The organism is Frankia sp. CoBUL1, assembly GCF_978021245.1.
Map to the genome: position 1 here is coordinate 1 of NZ_CDXDOS010000020.1, position 20,977 is coordinate 20,977.

20 protein-coding genes are annotated in these 20,977 nt (G+C 71.7%); 1 reads left to right on the forward strand and 19 read right to left on the reverse strand.

Annotated features, from left to right (window positions below; genetic code table 11):
• Positions 1 to 96: 96 nt before the first annotated feature.
• The 12 genes from metK to pyrR all read right to left on the reverse strand — a co-directional run bounded on the left by metK (position 97) and on the right by pyrR (position 13,888).
• Positions 97 to 1,293: a methionine adenosyltransferase gene (metK, locus tag AC08OX_RS03555; protein ID WP_476606489.1), complete on the reverse strand. Its 1,197-nt coding sequence runs from the start codon at positions 1,291 to 1,293 to the stop codon at positions 97 to 99.
• A 41-nt stretch (positions 1,294 to 1,334) separates the two neighbouring features.
• Positions 1,335 to 2,645: a bifunctional phosphopantothenoylcysteine decarboxylase/phosphopantothenate--cysteine ligase CoaBC gene (gene coaBC, locus AC08OX_RS03560; protein WP_476606490.1), complete on the reverse strand. Its 1,311-nt coding sequence runs from the start codon at positions 2,643 to 2,645 to the stop codon at positions 1,335 to 1,337.
• Between the two features lie 18 nt (positions 2,646 to 2,663).
• Complete coding sequence (rpoZ, locus tag AC08OX_RS03565) at positions 2,664 to 2,948, reverse strand: DNA-directed RNA polymerase subunit omega (RefSeq protein WP_476606491.1); 285 nt, start codon at positions 2,946 to 2,948, stop codon at positions 2,664 to 2,666.
• Between the two features lie 155 nt (positions 2,949 to 3,103).
• On the reverse strand, positions 3,104 to 3,649 hold the full coding sequence (gmk, locus tag AC08OX_RS03570; RefSeq protein WP_476606492.1) for a guanylate kinase: 546 nt from the start codon (positions 3,647 to 3,649) through the stop codon (positions 3,104 to 3,106).
• Between the two features lie 249 nt (positions 3,650 to 3,898).
• Positions 3,899 to 4,216, reverse strand: coding sequence for an integration host factor, actinobacterial type (gene mihF, locus AC08OX_RS03575; RefSeq protein ID WP_011437581.1), 318 nt, complete (start codon positions 4,214 to 4,216; stop codon positions 3,899 to 3,901).
• A gap of 227 nt (positions 4,217 to 4,443) precedes the next feature.
• Entirely contained in the window at positions 4,444 to 5,268 is an 825-nt protein-coding gene (pyrF, locus tag AC08OX_RS03580) for an orotidine-5'-phosphate decarboxylase (protein ID WP_476606493.1), read from the reverse strand.
• A complete protein-coding gene (carB, locus tag AC08OX_RS03585; protein WP_476606494.1) occupies positions 5,265 to 8,642 on the reverse strand; it encodes a carbamoyl-phosphate synthase large subunit in 3,378 nt (1,125 codons plus the stop codon). The genes pyrF and carB overlap by 4 nt, the downstream gene beginning before the upstream one ends.
• Entirely contained in the window at positions 8,629 to 9,849 is a 1,221-nt protein-coding gene (gene carA, locus AC08OX_RS03590) for a glutamine-hydrolyzing carbamoyl-phosphate synthase small subunit (RefSeq protein ID WP_476606509.1), read from the reverse strand. The genes carB and carA overlap by 14 nt, the downstream gene beginning before the upstream one ends.
• Positions 9,850 to 9,884: 35 nt before the next feature.
• Entirely contained in the window at positions 9,885 to 10,925 is a 1,041-nt protein-coding gene (locus AC08OX_RS03595; protein ID WP_476606495.1) for a PH-like domain-containing protein, read from the reverse strand.
• The gene (locus tag AC08OX_RS03600; protein WP_476606496.1) at positions 10,922 to 12,298 is read right to left on the reverse strand and encodes a dihydroorotase; all 1,377 of its coding nucleotides are present in this window, start codon (positions 12,296 to 12,298) and stop codon (positions 10,922 to 10,924) included. Before AC08OX_RS03600 ends, AC08OX_RS03595 begins: the two co-directional genes overlap by 4 nt.
• Positions 12,295 to 13,218 (reverse strand): aspartate carbamoyltransferase catalytic subunit, encoded by a 924-nt coding sequence (locus tag AC08OX_RS03605; protein WP_476606497.1) that lies wholly within the window; start codon positions 13,216 to 13,218, stop codon positions 12,295 to 12,297. The genes AC08OX_RS03600 and AC08OX_RS03605 overlap by 4 nt, the downstream gene beginning before the upstream one ends.
• Positions 13,219 to 13,267: 49 nt before the next feature.
• Complete coding sequence (gene pyrR / locus AC08OX_RS03610; protein ID WP_011437588.1) at positions 13,268 to 13,888, reverse strand: bifunctional pyr operon transcriptional regulator/uracil phosphoribosyltransferase PyrR; 621 nt, start codon at positions 13,886 to 13,888, stop codon at positions 13,268 to 13,270.
• 427 nt (positions 13,889 to 14,315) lie between these two features.
• On the opposite strand from pyrR, the gene bldD reads away from it, so the two are divergent.
• Positions 14,316 to 14,813, forward strand: a complete 498-nt coding sequence (bldD, locus tag AC08OX_RS03615; protein WP_476606498.1) for a transcriptional regulator BldD — start codon at positions 14,316 to 14,318, stop codon at positions 14,811 to 14,813.
• Between the two features lie 179 nt (positions 14,814 to 14,992).
• On the opposite strand, the gene nusB is transcribed toward bldD, so the two are convergent.
• From nusB to AC08OX_RS03650, 7 genes are all read right to left on the reverse strand, one after another.
• On the reverse strand, positions 14,993 to 15,400 hold the full coding sequence (gene nusB, locus AC08OX_RS03620) for a transcription antitermination factor NusB (protein ID WP_476606499.1): 408 nt from the start codon (positions 15,398 to 15,400) through the stop codon (positions 14,993 to 14,995).
• A gap of 53 nt (positions 15,401 to 15,453) precedes the next feature.
• On the reverse strand, positions 15,454 to 16,017 hold the full coding sequence (gene efp / locus AC08OX_RS03625; RefSeq protein WP_011437591.1) for an elongation factor P: 564 nt from the start codon (positions 16,015 to 16,017) through the stop codon (positions 15,454 to 15,456).
• Positions 16,018 to 16,216: 199 nt separating this feature from the next.
• Complete coding sequence (gene aroB / locus AC08OX_RS03630) at positions 16,217 to 17,305, reverse strand: 3-dehydroquinate synthase (protein ID WP_476606510.1); 1,089 nt, start codon at positions 17,303 to 17,305, stop codon at positions 16,217 to 16,219.
• Between the two features lie 2 nt (positions 17,306 to 17,307).
• Positions 17,308 to 17,895, reverse strand: a complete 588-nt coding sequence (locus AC08OX_RS03635) for a shikimate kinase (protein ID WP_476606500.1) — start codon at positions 17,893 to 17,895, stop codon at positions 17,308 to 17,310.
• 42 nt (positions 17,896 to 17,937) lie between these two features.
• A complete protein-coding gene (gene aroC / locus AC08OX_RS03640) occupies positions 17,938 to 19,122 on the reverse strand; it encodes a chorismate synthase (RefSeq protein WP_476606501.1) in 1,185 nt (394 codons plus the stop codon).
• Positions 19,123 to 19,221: 99 nt separating this feature from the next.
• Positions 19,222 to 19,887 carry a prepilin peptidase gene (locus AC08OX_RS03645; RefSeq protein WP_476606502.1) on the reverse strand — a complete coding sequence of 222 codons (666 nt, stop codon included), beginning with the start codon at positions 19,885 to 19,887 and terminating at the stop codon, positions 19,222 to 19,224.
• Positions 19,888 to 19,889: 2 nt separating this feature from the next.
• Positions 19,890 to 20,861, reverse strand: coding sequence for a shikimate dehydrogenase (locus AC08OX_RS03650; RefSeq protein WP_476606503.1), 972 nt, complete (start codon positions 20,859 to 20,861; stop codon positions 19,890 to 19,892).
• Positions 20,862 to 20,977: the final 116 nt, after the last annotated feature.

The window sequence follows — 20,977 nt, forward strand, 5'->3', positions numbered from 1 at the left end:
CGTGGGATCTCCCCGATCCCCGCCCGGGACCCGCGGGCCAGGGGTCCCGGGAGGGGATCGGGGAGATCCCACGGGGACCGAGAGAGGAGTGTCGGGTCAGCCCTTGACGGCGCGCTGGAGAGCCTCGGCGCGTGCGGTGGACTCCCAGGTGAAATCGAGCTCGGGGCGACCGAAGTGGCCGTAGGCGGCCGTCTGGGCGTAGACCGGCCGCAGCAGGTCCAGATCCCGGATGATCGCGGCGGGACGGAGGTCGAACACGCTCGTCACCGCGTCCTGGATCTGGATGTCCGGGACGGTTCCGGTGCCGAAGGTCTCCACGAACAGGCCGACCGGCTGCGCCTTGCCGATCGCGTACGCCACCTGGACCTCGCAGCGGCTGGCGAGACCCGCGGCGACGACGTTCTTTGCGACCCAGCGCATCGCGTACGCGGCGGAGCGGTCGACCTTGGACGGGTCCTTGCCGGAGAAGGCACCACCGCCGTGGCGGGCGTAACCGCCGTAGGTGTCGACGATGATCTTACGGCCAGTCAGGCCGGCGTCACCCATCGGGCCGCCGATCTCGAACCGGCCGGTCGGGTTGACCAGCAGCCGGCGCCCCTCGGTGGCGATCTCGAGCAGGGCCAGCTCCGGCTCGACGACGTACTCGGCGATGTCCGGCGCGAGCAGGGTGTCCAGGTCGATGTCGGCGGCGTGCTGCGAGGAGACGACGACCGTGTCGAGCCGGGCCGGCTTCCCGTCGACGTACTCGATGGTCACCTGGGTCTTGCCGTCCGGCCGCAGGTAGCCGACCTGGCCCTCCTTGCGGACCGCGGACAGCCGCCTGGCGAGGCGGTGCGCCAGCGCGATCGGCAGCGGCATGAGCTCGGGGGTCTCGTCGCAGGCGAACCCGAACATCAGGCCCTGGTCGCCGGCGCCCTGCCGGTCGAACTCGTCGTCGGCGGAACCCTCGACGCGAGTCTCGTGCGCCGTGTCGACGCCCTGGGCGATGTCCGGGGACTGCGCGCCGATCGACACACTGACGCCGCAGGACGCGCCGTCGAAGCCCTTCTTGGAGGAGTCATAACCAATCTCCAGGATGCGCTCGCGGACGACGGAGGCGATGTCGACGTAGGTCTTCGTGGTGACCTCGCCGGCGACGTGGACCTGACCCGTCGTGATGAGCGTCTCCACGGCGACCCGACTCTTCGGGTCATCCTTGATCATGGCATCGAGAATCGAGTCGCTGATCTGATCGGCGATCTTGTCCGGATGCCCCTCGGTGACGGACTCGGACGTGAACAGGCGCGTCGCCACTGGACTAACCCCCTGGGTGATCCGGCTGATTCCGACGAAGCTTACCGAGGTGCCGCGAGGGGTACACGTAGCGCCTCCGCGGGCGTTCCATCGGTCCGATCGGCCGTGAGGCCGACCACGAGGTCGAGGATCCGATGCGCGAGGAGGTCCTTGCTCGTGTGCTCGATCGCCGTCTCGCCACCGCGGGGGTCCAGTACCACGGCGGCGTTGTGTTCCACCTCGAATCCGAGGCCGGCGCCGACCTCGTTGACCACGAGCAGGTCGACCGGCTTGCGCGCCAGTTTGGCCCGGGCGTGGTCGAGTACCCCGCGGCCGGGACCGCCGGTCTCGGCCGCGAAACCGACGAGGACCTGACCGGGCGGGCGGTTCGCCAGCAGCTCGGCCAACACGTCGGGATTCGCCACGAGCGGGATGGAGTCCGGGGCCGCGGACTCCTTCTTGATCTTGTAGGCCTGCGGCGCCCCGGGGCGGAAGTCGGCGACCGCGGCCGCCATGACGACCACGTCCGCCGAGGGCGCGACCTCGTGGACCCGATCGCGCAGCTGCGCCGCGGAGGTGACCGGGATCGTGCGGGCGCCGGCGACCTCGGGCAGCGCGACGTTCGCCGCCACCACCGTGACGGAGGCTCCCCGCACCACGGCCGCCCTGGCCACGGCGTACCCCTGACGGCCGCTCGAGGCGTTGCCGAGGAACCGGACGGGGTCGAGGTACTCCCGGGTGCCGCCAGCCGTGACCAGGACATGCCGGCCGGCAAGATCGGGCCGCACCCCGGCCGCACCCCGGGCCAGCACCGCCATGCCGAGCGCGGCGATCTCCGCTGGCTCTGGCAGGCGGCCCGGACCCGAGTCGGCGCCGGTCAGCCGGCCCACCGCCGGCTCAACCACCACCGCTCCCCGCACCCGCAGGGTCGCCACGTTCGCCCGGGTGGCCGGGTGCTGCCACATCTCGGTGTGCATCGCCGGCGCGTAGACGACCGGGCAGGTCGCCGTCAGCAGGGTGCCGGTGAGCAGGTCGTCGGCGCGCCCGGCGGCCGCGCGGGCCATCAGGTCCGCGGTGGCTGGCGCGACGAGGACGAGGTCGGCCTCGCGGCCGATCCGGACATGGGCGACCTCGTCCGCGTCGTCCCACACGTCCGTGGTGACCGGGTTCCCCGACAGCGCCGCCCAAGTCGTCGCGCCGACGAACCGCAGCGCCGACGGCGTGGGCACCACCCGGACCTCGTGGCCGGACTCGGTGAACCGGCGGAGCACCTCCACCGCCTTGTAGGCGGCGATGCCGCCCGCCACACCGATCACGACCCGGGGACGCCGAGGGCCGGACAACCCGGTGCCGGAGCGCTCTGCGTCGGACATCTCGGTCATCGTCCTACATCAGGAGACCGGCGGGAGGCTGTCGGCGACGGTCTCGTGAGTGAGCAGGCCGGCGTTGATCTCACGCAACGCGATCGACAGCGGCTTCTCCTGCGCGTTGGTCGTCTCGACCAGCGGGCCGACGTACTCCAGCAGACCCTCGCCGAGCTGCGAGTAGTAGGCGTTGATCTGACGAGCTCGCTTCGCCGCGTAGATGACCAGGCTGTACTTCGAGTCGGTCGCCTCGAGGAGCTCGTCGATGGGGGGGTTGGTGATGCCTTCGGGATGGGCGACGGTACCGGCCACGATGTCCTTCCGGAATGGGACGTCCGAGGCGGCTGCGCCGTCCGGACAGTGCAGAGCGCAGGCTACGCGGGGGCAGGGCGGGCTGCGCGGAGGAGGCTGTACGGCATGTGGGCTGTACGGAGATGCCGGCTGCGCGGGCGACCGGTGGGCCGGACCTACGAGCCGATCATCAATGCTACCAAGCGGGCTGCCGCAGACCGCACGTCGTCGTTCACGATCACGTCGTCGAACTCCGTCTCGGCCGCGAGTTCGATGCGCGCCCGGTCCAGCCTGCGGGCGATGACCTCGGATGACTCGGTCCCCCGACCGGTCAGCCGACGGACGAGCTCGTCGAAGGTGGGCGGGGCGAGGAAGACAAAACGGGCCTGTGGCATCGCCGAGCGCACCTGCCGGGCGCCCAGCAGCTCGATCTCCAGCAGGCAGGGCACACCCGCGGCGAGCCCTTCGAGAAGCGGACGGCGGGGGGTGCCGTAGGCGTGTCCGGCAAACATCGCGTGCTCGACGAACTCCCCGGCCTTGACCATCCGGGCGAACTCCTCGGCGTCGACGAAGTGGTACTCGACACCGTCGGTCTCATCCGGACGCGGTGGCCGCGTGGTGGCGCTGACCGAGACCCAGACCTCGGGGTGACGTTCCCGGACTGCCGCGACGACGGTGCCCTTCCCGACTCCGGACGGCCCGGACAGCACTGTAAGACCCACGGGCACCACGATAGGACCTCTCGGTCAGTCGGCGCGCACCCGGTCATCAGTCCCCAGAGGACACGAGGACGGGACTGGTTTCCCAGGGACGGCCGGATCGGGGGAGGTTAAAGAAATGCCGCCCCCGATCCGACCGGAAGGAAGGGCGACATCGCCGGAAGAATGTGAGTGACGCCACCCTCCCGTCAACGCCGCTACCCGCCGTAACCATGATCCGGGCTGGCGGAGTGGTTTTCCCACTCCACCGGATCAGGCCATGCCGAACTCCTCGAGGAGTGCGGCACGCTGCTTGGCGCCGAGTCCTCGCAGTCGGCGGGTCGGACTGATCCCGAGCCGTTCCCGGATCTTCTGGGCGCGTACGCGCCCCACTCCGGGAAGCGACTCAAGAACAGCCGAAACCTTCATCTTGCCGACGACCTCATCAGCCTCGGCCTGTTCCAGGACGGCGGCCAGCGTGGTCTCCGCCTTCTTCAACCGCTCCTTGAGTTCCGCACGCTGCTTACGAGCCAACGCTGCTTTCTCGAGGGCGGCGGCCCTCTGCTCGGGCGTTAGGGGCGGCAGGGGCACGGGTACGCCTCCTCAATTCGGTGATCGCGCCGCGCAAACTAGCGAGGAAGGGACTCCTCAGTCCAGCCTTGGCCATAACACTCTGATGCGAACATATTGTCAGCACAAGAGAAGGCTTTGACGGACGAAAGGGGTGGCCCACTCGTGCCGCACCCTTTCGGTCTACGGCGGCCCCACCGTACCGCTTCGTACCGCACCAGGACGAACACACCCTGGTCCCATCGGCGTCACAGCAGGTCAGCAGCCCTGCCGGCAGCGCTGAGACCTGCGGCGACGGCCCTCGCGGCGGCCCCGGGGTCGGGCGCACCGGTGATCGGGCGACCCACCACGACCAGGTCAGAACCCCCCACAAGGGCAGCTTCCGGCGTCGCGGTTCGGGCCTGATCGCCGGTTTCCGACCCCGCCGGTCGCACGCCTGGAGTGATGAGAGTCACATTGCTACCAAGCTCCATACGGACCATTCGAACCTCCCGCGGACTGCACACCAGGGTGCGCGCACCGGCTTCGACCGCAAGCACGGCGAGCCTGCGGACGGCGTCGGAAGGGGGTCCGGCGAGCCCGATCGCGCTGAGCGCCGCCACATCCAGCGAGGTGAGTACGGTCACGACGGCTACCTCGACATCCGGGGCCGCCTCGATCGCCGCACGTATCATCGCCGCCCCCCCAGCCGCATGCACGGTCACGAAACGAGGGCCCAACGGGGTGATTGAGCGCATTCCCCCGGCGACCGTGGCGGGAATGTCGTGCAGTTTGAGATCGAGGAACAACTCCGGGGCACTCCCGGTGCCGCCCGCGGCGACCGCCGCGCCGCCTGCCCCGGCGAGCACGCCGGCCGCGCGCAGCGCCGTCACGATTGCCGGGCCCTCCCGGTAGAACAGCTCCAGACCGATCTTCAGCACGGCCACGGTGGGGGCGACCGCGGCGGCCCAGCACAGCGCGGTCGCGGCGTCCGGGGCATCCAGCGCGACCGCCAGCGGCGCCCGGCCCCGCAGCGGGGTGAAGCGGGGCGCGGCCGCGCTCCTCCCGCCGGAACTCCTCCGGCCGGCGCTCATCCGCTCCTCCTGGCCGCCGGTCCGAACGCGGCGGACTCAGGCGCCGCGGACTCAGGCGCGGCGGAGCCGGAGGATTCGGGCGGCGAGCCGCCCGGTTGTCCCCCGCCCCACGCCTGCCGCAGCGCCGCGTGGTATTCCTGCAACGATCGGACCCCCAGCTCCCCCCGTACCAGCGCTTCCACGCCCTGCACGCAGGCCGCCGCACCCTGGATCGTGGTGATGCACGGAACCCCGGCACTCACGCAGGCTGTGCGGATCTCATAGCCGTCCAGGCGCGGGCCGACGCCCCACGGGGTGTTGATGACGAGGTCGATCTGCCCGGATGTAATCATCTCGACACAGTCGAGTAGCCCCTCGGTGGGGGCCCAGTGCTTGCCGAGGACGACCGCCTTGACCCCGTTGCGCCGCAACACGTCCGCGGTCCCCTCGGTGGCGTAGACGACGAAACCGAGATCCGCGAGCCGCTTGATCGGAAAAACCATCGCCCGTTTGTCCCGGTTGGCCACGGAGACGAACACGCGGCCATAGGTGGGCAGCGAGGCGTACGCGGCGGCCTGAGACTTGGCGTACGCCGTGCCGAAGCCGTCGTCGATGCCCATCACCTCACCGGTCGACTTCATCTCCGGCCCGAGGACGGTGTCGACGCCGCGGCCACCGGCGTCACGGAAGCGCCCGAAGGGCAGCACGGCCTCCTTGACCGAGATGTGCGAGTCCAGCGGCAGGGTGCCACCGTCGCCGGAGCGCGGCAGCAGGCCCTCGGCCCGCAGCTCGTCGATGGTCGCGCCGAGCATCACCCGGGCGGCGGCCTTGGCCAGCGGCACCGTGGTGGCCTTGGAGACGAACGGCACGGTCCGCGACGCCCGGGGATTGGCCTCCAGGACGTAGAGCACATCGGACTGCAGGGCGTACTGGACGTTGAGCAGACCCCGCACCCCGACGCCCTTCGCGATCGCCTCGGTGGACGTCCGGATACGGTCGAGCTCCGAACGGCCCAGCGTGATCGGCGGCAGGGCGCAGGCCGAGTCGCCCGAGTGGACCCCGGCCTCCTCGATGTGCTCCATCACCCCGGCGAGGTAGAGCGTCTCCCCGTCGTAGAGGGCGTCGACGTCGATCTCCGCCGCGTCGTCGAGGAACCGGTCGACGAGCACCGGATGTTCCGGGGAGATGGCGGTGGCCCGATCGATGTAGTCGCGCAGCATCGTGTCGTCGTAGACGATCTCCATGCCACGCCCGCCGAGCACGTAGGACGGCCGCACCAGCACCGGGTACCCGATCCGCTCGGCCACCGTGCGCGCCTCGGCGAAGGAGGTCGCCACCCCGTGCGGCGGCGAGGGCAGGCCCGCCCGGGCCAGCACACGCCCGAACAGCCCACGGTCCTCGGCCAGATGGATCGCCTTGGGCGGGGTGCCCACGACGGGCACGCCCGCCTCGGCGAGCGCCGCGGCGATACCGAGGGGGGTCTGCCCGCCAAGCTGGACGATTACCCCGGCGAGCGGCCCGGCCTGCTGCTCGGCGTGGACGACCTCAAGCACGTCCTCGACCGTCAACGGCTCGACGTAGAGCCGGTCGGCGGTGTCGTAATCGGTGGACACCGTCTCCGGGTTGCAGTTGACCATGACGGTCTCATAGCCGGCGTCGGAAAGCGCCATCACCGCATGACAACAGGCGTAGTCGAACTCGATGCCCTGGCCGATGCGGTTGGGCCCGCTGCCGAGCACGATCACCCGCGGCCGTTCGCTCGGCGCGACCTCGGTCTCGGCGTCGTAGGCGGAGTAGTGGTACGGGGTCTCGGAGGCGAACTCCGCCGCGCAGGTGTCGACGGTCTTGAACACCGGCCGGATGCCGGTGCGGTGGCGGAACGCCCGGACCACGTCCTCGGAGGTGCCGAGGATCTCGGCGAGCTGGACGTCGGAGAACCCGGCTCGCTTGGCCCGCCGGATGCCCGCCGGATTGCGGCTGATCATCGCCGCGGTCTCGTTGAGGAAGACGAGCTGGTCGACGAACCACGGGTCGATCCCGGTGACCCGGGTGACCTCGTCGGGATCCGCGCCGGCGAGCAGCGCCTGCTGGACGGCACGCAACCGGCCGTCGTGGGGAACCCGCGCGGCTTCCAGCAGGTCGGCGGCGTCCGCCTCGGGCGGGACGAAGGAGAACACCGAGCCCGGGGCCTCCATCGAGCGCAGCGCCTTCTGCAGCGCCTCGGCGAAGCTGCGGCCAACCCCCATCGCCTCGCCGACGGACTTCATCGTCGTCGTGAGCGTCGGGTCGGCACCGGGGAACTTCTCGAACGCGAACCGCGGCACCTTCACCACGACGTAGTCCAGCGCCGGCTCGAAGGCCGCGGGCGTGGTGCGGGTGATGTCGTTGGGGATCTCGTCAAGGGTGTATCCGAGCGCGAGCTTCGCCGAGATCTTCGCGATCGGGAAGCCGGTCGCCTTCGACGCCAGCGCCGAGGACCGCGACACCCGGGGGTTCATCTCGATGACCACCTGCCGGCCCGTCGCAGGGTCGACGGCGAACTGGATGTTGCAGCCGCCGGCGTCGACGCCGACGGCCCGCATCACCGCGATCGCCATGTCCCGCATGCGCTGGTACTCGCGGTCGGTCAGGGTCATCGCCGGCGCCACCGTGATCGAGTCGCCGGTGTGCACCCCCATCGGGTCGACGTTCTCGATCGAGCAGACCACGACCACGTTGTCCGCGCGGTCGCGCATCAGCTCGAGCTCGTACTCCTTCCAGCCGAGGACCGACTCCTCCACCAGCACCTCGGTCGACGGGCTCGCGGCCAGTCCGTCCGCCGCCATCCGGCGCAACTCGCCGGAATCATGGGCGAAGCCGCTGCCGGCGCCGCCGAGGGTGAAGCTGGGTCGCACGACCACCGGGTAGGAGAACTCCTCCCCGGCGGTCAGGCACTCGGCGACGGTGTGGCAGATGGCGCTGCGCGCGGTCTCGCCGCCGACCGCGGCGACGATGTCCTTGAACGCCTGACGGTCCTCCCCGGCGCGGATCGCGTCGATATTCGCGCCGATCAGACGGACCTCGAAGCGGTCCAGAACACCGGCGTCGTGCAGGGCGACAGCGGTGTTCAGCGCGGTCTGGCCACCCATGGTGGCCAGGATCGCGTCGGGCCGCTCCCGTTCGATGATCTTCGCGACGATGTCCGAGGTGATCGGCTCGACGTAGGTCGCGTCCGCGATCTCCGGATCGGTCATGATCGTCGCCGGGTTGCTGTTGACCAGGATGACCCGCAGGCCCTCCGCGCGCAGCACCCGGCAGGCCTGGGTACCCGAGTAGTCGAACTCGCACGCCTGGCCGATCACGATCGGCCCGGAGCCGAGGACCAGGACACTGCTCAGATCCTCATGCTTCGGCATGACCGGCCTCCCGCACAGATCGCTCACTCCGCTCCCGGCCACCCTCCCGGGTGTCCGCCATCAAAGCGCGGAACCGCTCGAACAACGGCGAGGCATCATGCGGCCCCGGCGCGGCCTCCGGATGGAACTGCACGCTGAAGGCCGGCACGTCCAGACACTCCAATCCCTCGACGACGTTGTCGTTGAGGCCGCGGTGGCTGACCGCCACCCGGCCGAACGGGGTGTCGGTCACCCCGGTGAGCGGCGCCCGCACGGCGAAGCCGTGGTTCTGGCTGGTGACCGCGATCCGCCCGGTCGCCATATCCCCGACCGGCTGGTTCACGCCGCGGTGGCCGTAGGTGAGCTTGTACGTCTCGAAGCCAAGAGCGCGGGCCAGCAGCTGGTGCCCGAAACAGATCCCGAACACCGGGACACCGGCCCGCAGCACCGTCCGCAGCGCGTCAACCGCATAGTCCGCCGCCGCCGGATCGCCGGGACCGTTCGACAGGAACACCCCGTCCGGTTCCAGCGCCAGCAGCTGTTCGCCGGTGGTGCGGGCCGGCAGCACATGCACCTCGCAGCCCAGCGCGGCCATGGCGGCCGGCATCGCGCGCTTGATGCCGAGATCGAGCGCGGCGACCTTGAACAGCGCGGCGTCCGCCACCGCCTCCACCACATAGGGGGTAGGGGTGGAGACCCGGGGCGCGAGATCCGCGCCGAGCATCTCCGGGGAGGCGCGGACCCGGTCGAGCAGGGCGCCGAGCGCCGCCGCCCGCTCGCCGTCCGCGCCGGAACCCGGGCCCGGGCCGACCGGGCCACCGTCGGCGTCGGCGTCGGCGTCGAGCACGCTGCTGATCCCGCACCGCATCGAGCCGAGCTCACGCAGGTGACGGGTCAGCGCCCGGGTGTCGATCCCGCTGATCCCCACCACACCGGCCGCGGCCAGCTCGTCGTCGAGCGTGCCCCGGGCGCGCCAGTTGGAGGCCCGCCGGGCGGGGTCACGCACGACGAACCCGGCGACCTGGATCCGCTCGGACTCGTAGTCCTCGTCGTTGACGCCGGTGTTGCCGATGTGCGGGGCGGTCATGATGACGACTTGGCCGTGGAACGACGGATCGCTCAGCGTCTCCTGGTAGCCGGTCATCCCGGTGGAGAACACGGCCTCGCCGAAGGTCTCGCCGATCGCCCCGTACGCCTCGCCGACGAAGCTGCGACCGTCCTCCAGCATCAGGACCGCTCGCGTCGGCGTCGTGGTGGGAGTGCTCACCGATCCTCCTTCAGCCTGTTGACCTCACCGAGCGGTGAGGTCAACGGGTCGACCGACGACCAGCCGGGGTCAGACTGATCAAGCTGTCCCGGGTCCACCCACCCGGGGTCCGATTCCGGATCCGCCGGCCACTGATCGGGATGGCGCGGGTCGGGATGGCGCGGGTCGGGGTGACCCTCATCCGGGTGTCGCCGATCGGGGAGTCGCTGGTCCGAGCGCCACCGCTCCGCGTAGAGCCGCCGGTCGGCGGGCACCGCCCGCTCGCCGCGGGCCTGGGCCCGCTCCCCCCGGGAACGCAGCCGAGGGCCGGTCCGGATCGCCGGCATCTCCTCGGTCGGTTGTCCGGAACCCGGCCGCTGCCCGGACCGGCCCACCGGCCCGGGGCCGGGCGCGACGGCCCGGGGCCGGATCCGCGGGCGGATCCGCGGTACCGCGTGCGGCGAGGTGACGTCGCCCGGTGCCAGATGCGCGGGCGGGGGACCGATCAGGTCGTGGACGGCGCGCACCACCTTGGGCTGGCGGGCACGGTCCTCGCCGCGGAAACCGGTCTCCAGCTCGTGCCCGCCGAACGACCACGCGATGACGATCAGACGCCCGGGGGCGGAGACCTTGCCGGCGTGCGCCCGCTCCAGCCGGGCACCGCGGACGGCCTCGCGCGGGATCCAGAACGCCTCGCCGGGGCGGTCCACCCGCACCCCGGTCTCGTACACGCTGACGTAGCCGCCGGCCCGCCCGCCCAGCCCGCGGGCGGCGATCCATTCCAGCCAGTGCCCGGCGTCGACGGTGCCGAGGTACATCCCGCGCAGCGGAGCGGCGAACACCGTGCCTGGTTCCGCCGGCGGGACGGGCAGCTCGGGAAGGTCCTCCTCCTGACGCTCGGCCCGGTTGCGCCACGCCCGTCGCATCGAACCGACCGCCGCGACGAACACCAGCAACAGGCCAAGCAGGAGAAGCAGGTGCAGCCCCAGGCGATCCGGCGCCCGGTCCAAGGCGACGGCGGGCCCGGCAGCCGACAGGGCCGCGCGCGAAACAGTCATACGATCTTCCCGTCGAGCACGGTGGGCCGTCCCCGCAGGAACGTGGCGCGGATCGTTCCCGGCAGCGACCGGCCCGCATAGGGCGTGTTGCGGCTGCGGCTGGCGAGCGCGTCCGGCTCGACCATCCGCCACGGCGCCGGGTCAAGCAGGGTGACGGTCGCGGGCGCGCCTACTGCTATGGAACTCCACACCTCGGCCGCGGTTCGCGGCAGGCCACCGATCCTTGCCGGGGCCAGTGCCATCCGCTCGGCGACCCCGGCCCAGTCCAGCCGGTCCGGGATGACCATCGTCTCGATGACCACCGACAGCGCCGTCTCGAGACCGAGCATGCCGGGACGCGCGGCGGCCCACTCCGTCTCCTTGTCCTCCAGCGCGTGCGGAGCGTGGTCGGTGGCGACGCAGTCGATCGTGCCGTCGGCGAGCCCGGCGCGCAGCGCGGCGACGTCCTCGGCGGTGCGCAGCGGCGGGTTGACCTTGTAGACCGGGTCGAACGAGCAGACCAGGTCGTCGGTGAGCAGCAGGTGGTGCGGGGTCACCTCGGCGGTGACGTTCCAGCCCTTCGCCTTGGCCCACCGGATGATCTCCACCGATCCGGCGGTGGAGACGTGACAGACGTGCAGGCGGGAGCCTACGTGCCCGGCCAGCAGCGCGTCCCGGGCGATGATCGCCTCCTCGGCGACCGCGGGCCACCCCGGCAGCCCCAGCCTGGCGGCCACCGTGCCCTCGTTCATCTGGGCGTTCTCGGTCAGCCGCGGTTCCTGCGCATGCTGGGCGATCACCCCGTCGAACGCCTTGACGTACTCCAGCGCCCGGCGCATGAGCAGCGCGTCCGACACGCAGTGCCCGTCGTCGGAGAAGACCCGCACGCCCGCCGCGGAGGAGGCCATGGCGCCGAGTTCGGCGAGCCGCTCGCCGGCAAGCCCGACGGTGACCGCGCCGACCGGCCGGACATCGCAGTGACCCGCGTCCAGGCCGAGCCGCCACACCTGCTCGACGACCCCCGCGGTGTCGGCGACCGGATTGGTGTTCGCCATCGCGAACACGGTGGTGTAGCCACCGAGGGCCGCGGCGCGGGTGCCGGAGGCGACCGTCTCGGCGTCCTCCCGGCCGGGTTCCCGCAGGTGGGTGTGCAGGTCGACCAGGCCGGGGAGCAGGATCAGCCCGTCCGTGTCCAGCACGGTGGTGCCGGCGGGCAGTCCCCCGGCCCCGGCGTGCGTGGAGCCGGCCGGTCGCCAGGCGACCACCACCCCGTCCGCGAGAACGACGTCGACGGGGTCCTCGCCGAGCGGGCGGACCCGCCGCAGGACCCAGGAGGTCCCCGCCGACGTCCCCACCGGCGTTTCCTCCGACGTCTCCGCCGCGGGCGTCGTCATGAGACCTCCCCGGAACCACCCAGCAGCAGGTACAGCACGGCCATCCGCACGCTCACCCCGTTCGCAACCTGTTCCACGACTGTCGACCGGGCGGAGTCGGCGACCCGAGAGGCGATCTCCATCCCGCGTACCATTGGGCCGGGATGCATCACCAGGGCGTGGTCGGGCAACATCTCCGCCCGGTCGGCATCCAGCCCGTAGCGCCGGCTGTACTCCCGTTCGGTCGGGAAGAAGGCCGCGGGCATCCGCTCCCGCTGGACCCGCAGCATCATCACCACGTCGCTCTTGGGCAGCACGGCGTCGAGGTTGTACGACACCTCGACCGGCCACGAGGAGATCCCGAGGGGCAACAACGTCGGCGGGGCCACGACGGTCACCGTCGCGCCCAGCGTGGCGAGCAGCCACACGTTCGATCGCGCCACCCGGGAATGCAGCACGTCGCCGACGATGGTGACGGCGAGGCCGTCGATCCGGCCGAGCCGGCGGCGCATGGTGAAGGCGTCGAGCAGGGCCTGGGTCGGGTGCTCGTGAGTGCCGTCTCCCGCGTTCACCACGCTGCCGCGTACCCAGGAGGCCAGTCGGTGCGGCGCGCCACTCGCGGCATGCCGGCAGACCACGGCGTCGGCACCCATCGCCTCAAGGGTCTGCGCCGTGTCCTTCAGACTTTCGCCCTTCGACACGCTTGACCCGCGCGCCGAAAAATTGATCACATCGGCCGACAGTCTCTTGGCGGCTACCTCGAAGGACGTGCGGGTGCGGGTGGAGTCCTCGAAGAACAGGTTGACGACGGTGCGGCCCCGCAGGGTCGGCAGTTTGCGCACCGATGCCTCGGCGACCCGCGCCATCCGTTCCGCGGTGTCCAGCACCAGCAGCGCGTCGTCCCGGTCGAGATCCTCGGTCGACAGGAGATGGCGGTTCACGCCCGTCCCCCAAACCCAGCTTGTGCTCCCCGCACGGCACTTCCCCCGATCATGGCTGGTTCCCGGGGGGCGCGTCGTCGGCGCCGTCCCCCCCGGCGGCCGAGAGGATCAGGACGCCGTCGGCGCCGTCGATCTCCCGCAGCCGGACGGCCACCGACTCCCGGCGCGAGGTCGGCATGTTCTTCCCGACGTAGTCGGCGCGGATCGGCAGCTCGCGATGGCCCCGGTCGACCAGGACCGCGAGCTGGACGGCACGCGGCCGGCCGTAGGCGGCCAAGGCGTCCAGCGCCGCCCGCACCGTGCGCCCGGAGTAGAGGACGTCGTCGACGAGGATCACCACGCGGCCGTCGACACCACCCTCGGGAATGTCGGTCACCTCGAGGGGACGCACGCCGCGCAGTCGCAGATCGTCGCGGTACATGGTCGGGTCAAGGGAGCCAACCGGGAGACGCACCCCCTCGACGGCCTGCACCCGCTGTGCCAGCCGGTGCGCAAGGGGTACCCCTCGGGTGGGTACTCCGAGCAGGACGACCCCGGCGCCACCGGAGGTCTTCTCGAGAATCTGATGCGCCATCCGGCTGACGATCCGGGTGATGTCGTCTGCGGACAGTACTGCCCGGGCGGTGCCGGGACGGCGCGATGCGGGGTCGCTCGCGGCAGCCGGGGCCACGCGGCATCCCTCCTTCCCCGCCTCACGGGACGGTCCTTAAAGGAGTGGTCCCAGCGACGTTACCAGGGCCCTCGGGACGTGTGAGGATCTCGCCGCCGGACGCCGACGCCCCTGGCGCCCGGCGCGACGACGGGTCGCCCACCGGTCCGGACAGCGTGGGACGTTATTGCCGCGCCAACCACGCAGCATCATGTTGTCACTACTTGTCACTGGGTTCGATGCCGTCGCCACAGCGGTGGCGGCATCCGGAAGTTCCCACCGCTCAGGCGTAGGGCGCAACCAGAGGGCTACAGAAAGTGGTACAAAGAAAGAGGCGACACGACCCCCCGGGTGTCGAGCGTCAACCCGGCGGGCACTACTATCGGTAACCGCCGGCGGCACGAGCCCCGGTTCCAACTGATCGACCACGACAGGAGTGGGCACTCCGATGTCCGACTATGCGAAGGCGCTCGGTACTCGGCTGCGCGCGATACGCACCCAGCAGGGGCTCTCGCTTCATGGCGTCGAGGAGAAGTCGCACGGTCGGTGGAAAGCCGTCGTCGTGGGTTCCTACGAACGTGGGGACCGCGCCGTCACCGTGCAACGCCTCTCCGAGCTCGCGGAATTCTACGGCGTTCCGGTGGGGGAGCTTCTTCCCGAGGGTTCCACCGTCGCTCCGCTGGAGCAGTCTCCTCGGATCGTTCTCGACCTTGAGCGTCTCTCCCAGGTTCCCAAGGAGCAGGGTGGTCCGCTCGCCCGGTACGCGGCGACCATTCAGAGCCAGCGCGGCGACTACAACGGCCGGGTGCTCTCGATCCGGTACGAGGACCTGCGCTCGCTCGCGGTGATCTACGACACCTCGCCGAGCAAGCTCACCGAGCAGCTCGTCTCCTGGGGCGTGCTGTCTCCGGAGCAGGGCGCGGACGCCGCGGCGACCGACGTCTAGCCTCGCTCCGGTATCGCGGTACCGGTACCGCGATACCGATACCACAGTCCGCTGGCTCGCATCCGCGCCACCCGCGGCACACGTATCCGGGGAAGGACCCGGTACGTCGCCTGGGCGACGTACCGGGAACGCCGATCCCGGTTCCCTCCCGGCAACCGGGCAACCCCGGTGGACCGCCGTTACGACGGCTGGCCGGGAATTGAATCCACCACCGATCCCCGTCCGGTCGACTCGGCCGGGGTGGCCGGGCCCTTTCCCTCGACCAGACTCGCGAGCAGCCCGTTGACAAACGCCGGCGACCGGTGGGTGGAGAGGTTCTTCGCCAGTTCCACGGCTTCGTCTATGGCGACCCGATCCGGGACGTCGGGACGCCAGAGCAGTTCCAGCACGGCAATCCGCAGAATGTTGCGGTCGACCGGCGGCATCCGCTCCAACGTCCAACCCTCGGCGTACCGGGCGATCCGCTCGTCGATCTCCCCGCGGCGCTCGACGACCCCCTCGACCAGCTCGACGGCGTATTCCGACACCGGTGGATCGGACTGGGCCAGCCGGGCGGCGAGGATCTCCGGCACGGCGCTCGCGCGCACGTCCGCTTCGTAGAGGATGTCCAGCGCCCGTTTACGGGCCTTGGACCTGGCGCTCAGCTCGTCACCCGGCCCAGGTACCGGCCGTCACGCGTGTCGACCTTGACCTTTTCCCCACTGGTGATGAACAGCGGCACGTTGATGGTGGCGCCCGTCTCCAGGGTGGCCGGCTTCGTCCCGCCGGTCGAGCGATCGCCCTGCACCCCCGGGTCGGTCTGCGAAATGGTCAGCTCGACGCTGGCCGGCAGTTCGACATAGAGCGGGGCGCCGTCGTGTAGCGCGACGGTGGCCACGGTGTTTTCCAGCATGTAGTCGGCCGTCCCACCGACGACATCCGGCGGGATCGGGATCTGATCGTAGGACTCGCTGTCCATGAAGACGAAATCGGCACCGTCCCGGTAGAGGTAGGTCATCTCGCGGCGGTCGACGGTCGCGACGTCAACCTTGACCCCGGCATTGAAGGTGCGGTCGACGACCTTCCCGGTGAGCACGTTCTTCAGGGTCGTGCGAACGAACGCCCCACCCTTACCCGGCTTGACGTGCTGGAAGCCGACGACGTTCCACAACACCCCGTCGATGTCGAGCGTCATGCCGTTCTTCAGGTCGTTGGTGGTCGCCACTGCGCGCGTTCTCCGTTTCCATCGCCGTAGGCCGACGGCGGGTGTGGTCGTTCCCCGGACCCTCGTGCGAGGACCGCGGTGCTCTCTCCCCAGGCCATCCCCAGGCCGCTTCCATCTTCAGGCCGCTTCCGGACCCCGCCACCGGGCGAACGCACCGGGCGCGGACGTGGCGGCGATCCTACAAACCGCCGCGACGAGTCTACCGACCCTCGGCGACAGTGGTGAACGCCGCGATCAGCAGGCCAGCGTCCGGATTGTCCAGGATGACGGTGCAGCCCTGCGCCTCGAGGCCGACGAAACGCATCCGCCGTCCCCGCGCCTTCTTGTCGACCCGCATCGCGTCGAGCAGCGCCGCCCACCGGTCGCCCCGGTAGGTCACCGGCAGGCCGATGCGGGTCAGCAGCTCACGGTGCCGGTCGGCGGTGGCGTCGTCGAGGCCGACGACGAGCCGGGACAGCTCCGCCGCAAACACCATGCCCACCGAGATCGCCGCGCCGTGCCGCCAGCTGAAGTGCTCGACCTTCTCGATGGCGTGACCGAGGGTGTGACCATAGTTGAGGATCTCCCGCCGGCCGTCCTCCCGCGGATCGCCGGAGACCACCTCGGCCTTGACCCGGATGGACCGCTCGATCAGCTCGGGCAGATGCGCGGCGCCGGTCGGATCGGCGTCGAGCAGATCGAGGATCGCCGCGTCGGCGATGAAACCGGTCTTGACGACCTCGGCGAGCCCGGCGCGTACCTCGACGGCCGGCAGAGACTCCAGCGCCGCCAGATCGCACAGCACGCCGAGCGGCTGGTGGAAGGCCCCGACCAGGTTCTTGCCCGCGTCGATGTCGATGCCGGTCTTCCCGCCGACCGCCGCGTCGACCATGCCGAGCACGGTGGTCGGCACCTGGACGACGTCCACCCCGCGCAGCCAGCTCGCGGCGACGAACCCGGCCAGGTCCGTCACGGTGCCGCCGCCGAGGCCGATCACCATGTCGTCCCGGGTGAAGCCGATCCGGCCGAGCACGTCCCAGCAGAAGCCGGCAATCCGCAGCTGCTTGGCCTCCTCGCCGTCGGGCACCTCGATGGCGTGCGCCTCCACGCCCGCGTTCTCCCGCAGGTCGGCGACGACGGCGTCCGCGGTGGCCCGCAACGCCCCGGGATGGATCACCGCGGCGCGGGTCCGCCCGACGACGGTCTCGGCGAGCTCGCCGAGCAGGCCCACCCCGAGCACGACGTCGTAGGGACGCCCGCCGCCCGGCCGTACCGGGATCCGCACGATGCCGGAGGCCTTCACCTGCATACTCACCGTTTGCCCCCTGCGGCGTCCGCCGCCTCGCCCGGTTCGCTGCCCGCCGCGAGCAGCGGGCCCAGGGCCGCCGCCACCAGGTCGGTCACCTCGTCCGGCTCGTGCCCCGCGGTGTCGATCACCACCGTCGCCACCTCGGCGTAGAGCGGCCGGCGCGCCCTGAGCAGGGCTGCGAGCCGCGTGCGGGGCCCCTCGACCAGCAGTGGACGGTCCCGGGCGAGGCCCACCCGCCGCACCGCGTCGGAAACTCCCACCTCAAGATAGACGACCCGGTGCCCGGCCAGCAGGGTCCGGGTCTCGGCGTCGAGCACCGCTCCCCCGCCGAGGGCCAGGACCCCCCGGTGATCCGCGAGCGCGGCCGCCACCGCCCGGCGCTCGGCCAGCCGGAAGTACTCCTCACCATGATCGAGAAAGATGTCCGCGACGGTGGTGCCGAGCGCCGCCTCGATGTCGGCGTCGGTGTCGCGGAAACCCACCCCCCACCGCCACGCCAGCTGGGTGCCCACCGTCGTCTTCCCCGCTCCGGGCGCTCCGACCAGCACCACCATCGGCCCCGTCCACGCGTCCGTCGCCGGCTCCCCCACGATGATCCTCTGTCTTCGCCGCCTGCCGATTTCCGCCGCCGATCAGCGGATGACCAGGGACTTCAGGTACCCCTCGTAATTGCGCCGGGTCTCCTCCACCGAGTCCCCCCCGAACTTCTCCAGCGCCGCGTCGGCGAGCACGAGGGCGACCATCGCCTCCGTCACCACCCCGGCCGCGGGCACCGCGCACACGTCGGACCGCTGGTTGATCGCGACCGCCGCCTCGCCGGTGGACACGTCCACCGTGGACAACGGCCTGGTCAGCGAGGAGATCGGCTTCATCGCCACCCGCACGCGCAACGGCTCGCCCGTGGTCATGCCGCCCTCGACCCCGCCGGCCCGGTCAGTCGCCCGCCGCACCCGCCGGCTGCCGGCACCGGCCGGCTCGATCTCGTCGTGCGCCCCGGAACCCCGCCGCCGCGCGGTGGTGAAACCGTCCCCGAACTCGACGCCCTTGACCGCCTGAATGCCCATCAGCTCGCCCGCGATCCGGGCGTCGATGCGCCGGTCGCCGTGCACGTAGCTGCCGAGCCCGGGCGGGCAGCCGTACGCCAGCACCTCGACGATGCCGCCGAGGGTGTCCGCGTCGGCGTGGGCCGCGTCGATCTCGGCGACCATCCGCACGCTGGTCGCCTGGTCGGCACAGCGGACCGGGTCCGCGTCCACCGCCGCCAGCGACGTCGGGGCGGGCACCCCCGGGGGCACCTCGACCGCGCCGATCGCGACGACATGCGAGATCACCTGGATGCCGTAGGCCTGCCGCAGCAGTGCCTTGGCCGCGGTGCCGAGCGCGACCCGCGCGGCGGTCTCCCGGGCGCTGGCGCGCTCCAGCACGGGCCGGGCGTCGTCGAACCCGTACTTCTGCATGCCGGCGAGATCGGCGTGGCCGGGCCGGGGCCGGGTCAGCGGGGCTGCGCGGCCCAGGCCCGCCAGCGCCGCCGGATCGACCGGGTCGGGCGACATGACCCGCTCCCACTTGGGCCACTCGGTGTTGCGGACGACCACGCTGACCGGGCCGCCGAGGGTGACGCCGTGGCGGACTCCACCGAGCAGCTCGACCTCGTCACGCTCGAAGCTCATCCGCGCGCCGCGACCGTACCCGAGCCGGCGGCGGGCCAGCTCGGCGGAGATGTCGGAACTGGTCATCCGGATCCCGGCGGGCAGCCCCTCGACCGTCGCCACCAGGGCGGGACCATGGGACTCCCCCGCCGTCAGCCAACGCACCATGACCCCAGTCTTTCACGCTCACCGCCCCTGTCACGACCGCGATCAGGCAGGACAACCGGAATCAAACGGAACTATCAGGATCAAGTAGGACGACCGAGATCAGCCGGCGCGACCGAGGACGGCGAGCAGCGTCCCGGCGAGCAGAAAGGGACCGTAGGCGATGCGGTCATGCCGGCCGACCCGGCCCGCCACGAGCAGCGCGCTCGCCCAGAGCCCCCCGAGGACGATGCCGGCGAACAGCCCGAACACCACACTCGGCCAGCCGAGCCAGCCCAGCGCACCGCCCAGCAGGCCGGACACCTTGACGTCCCCGCGCCCGAGCCCCGCCCTCGGCAGGCAATGTACCCCCAGGAAGATCACCCAGACGGCAGCCGCGGCCATCCCGGCGCGCAACAGACGGCCGGGCTCGCCGGTGAGCAGCGCGGCGAGGCCGAACAGCCCGGCGAGCACCGGATAGGACGGCAGTACCAGATGGTCGGGCAGGCGGTGCACCCGAAGATCGATCACGGCCAGCCAGACCCCGACGACCGCCAGATACACATAGGCCGGCAACCAGCTCGGATGATCGTGCAGGGCGACGGTCACGGCCGCGGCGACCAGCACCGTCACGGCACCGAGCGCCGCCGCCCCGGGCGCCTCCCGGTGCGGGGCCTGCCCGGGCAGCGCCGGCACGCCGGCCACGATCCGGCGACCGAACGGCAGGGCGGCGAGCACAGGAAGGGCGATCAACGTGCTGAGCGCGCCGCCCGGCACCACTCCCGGCACCGCTATCCGCCGGCAGGTCCACCGCGGCCGCGGGGACCGCTCCCCGCGAGACCGTGGCCGGCCGGCGCGCCGACCGGCACCGCCGGGGGCCTGTTCCCCCGCGTCCGCTCGTCCAGCGCGGCCTGACCCGCGGCCAGCAGAACGCTGGTGGGAACCACCTGCCCGGTGAAGTGCTCGACCTGCCCCACGGCCTGGGCGGCGAGGATCTCCAGGCCACCTGCGACCCGGGCACCGGCCCGGTAGGCCGCGGCGGCCAGCGCCGTGGGCCAGGGATGATAGAGCAGTTCTACGAGCTGACAGGCTGGCGGCCACGGTCCGGTGGCGAGCCCGTCGGTCGCGCCGGCGGGCGTGGTGGAGATGACCAGATCCGGGCCGGCCGGCAGGCCTGCGGCCAGCAGATCCCAGGGCAGCGCGGTGACCTCGACGCCCAGCCGCGACCCGATCTCCGCCACCTCCGCCACGGCGGCGGGCCGGCGGGCGACGACGCCGAGGCGGGTGCAGCCCGCCGCGGCGACCGCCGCGACCGCGGCGCGGGCCGTGCCACCGGCACCGAGTACGAGCGGCTGGCCTGGGACCGCGCCGCGCATCACCCGGCGCAGCGCCATGCCGATGCCGTCCACGTCGGTGTTGTAGCCACGCAACCGGCCGGCGGGCCCGACGACGACCGTGTTGACGGCGCCGATGACCGCCGCCGTCGCGTCCACCTCGTCGAGCAGGTCGAGCGCGACGGTCTTGAGCGGCATGGTCAGGGACAGCCCGACCCAGCCCGGATCCGTGCGGACCCGGGTGAGCATCGCGGCGAGCCCGGTCTCGTCGCAGTGCACGGCGGTGTACGTCACCGCGAGACCGAGCTTGGCGTAGGCGGCGGCATGCAGCAGCGGGGAGAGCGAATGGTCCACCGGTGCCCCGAGCACGGCGGCGCGGGTGGGGCCCGACGGCGGCGCGGTGGCCGCGACGGTCGCCGGCGCTTCCACGGGCCGACGACGGCACTCAGGGGGCCGACGGCGGGCCGGGGTAGTGCCGGCGGGAACGATCTCCGGCACTACCGGGCCCTCCTCATGCTTGCGGGCCTCATGCTCGCGGCTTCCCT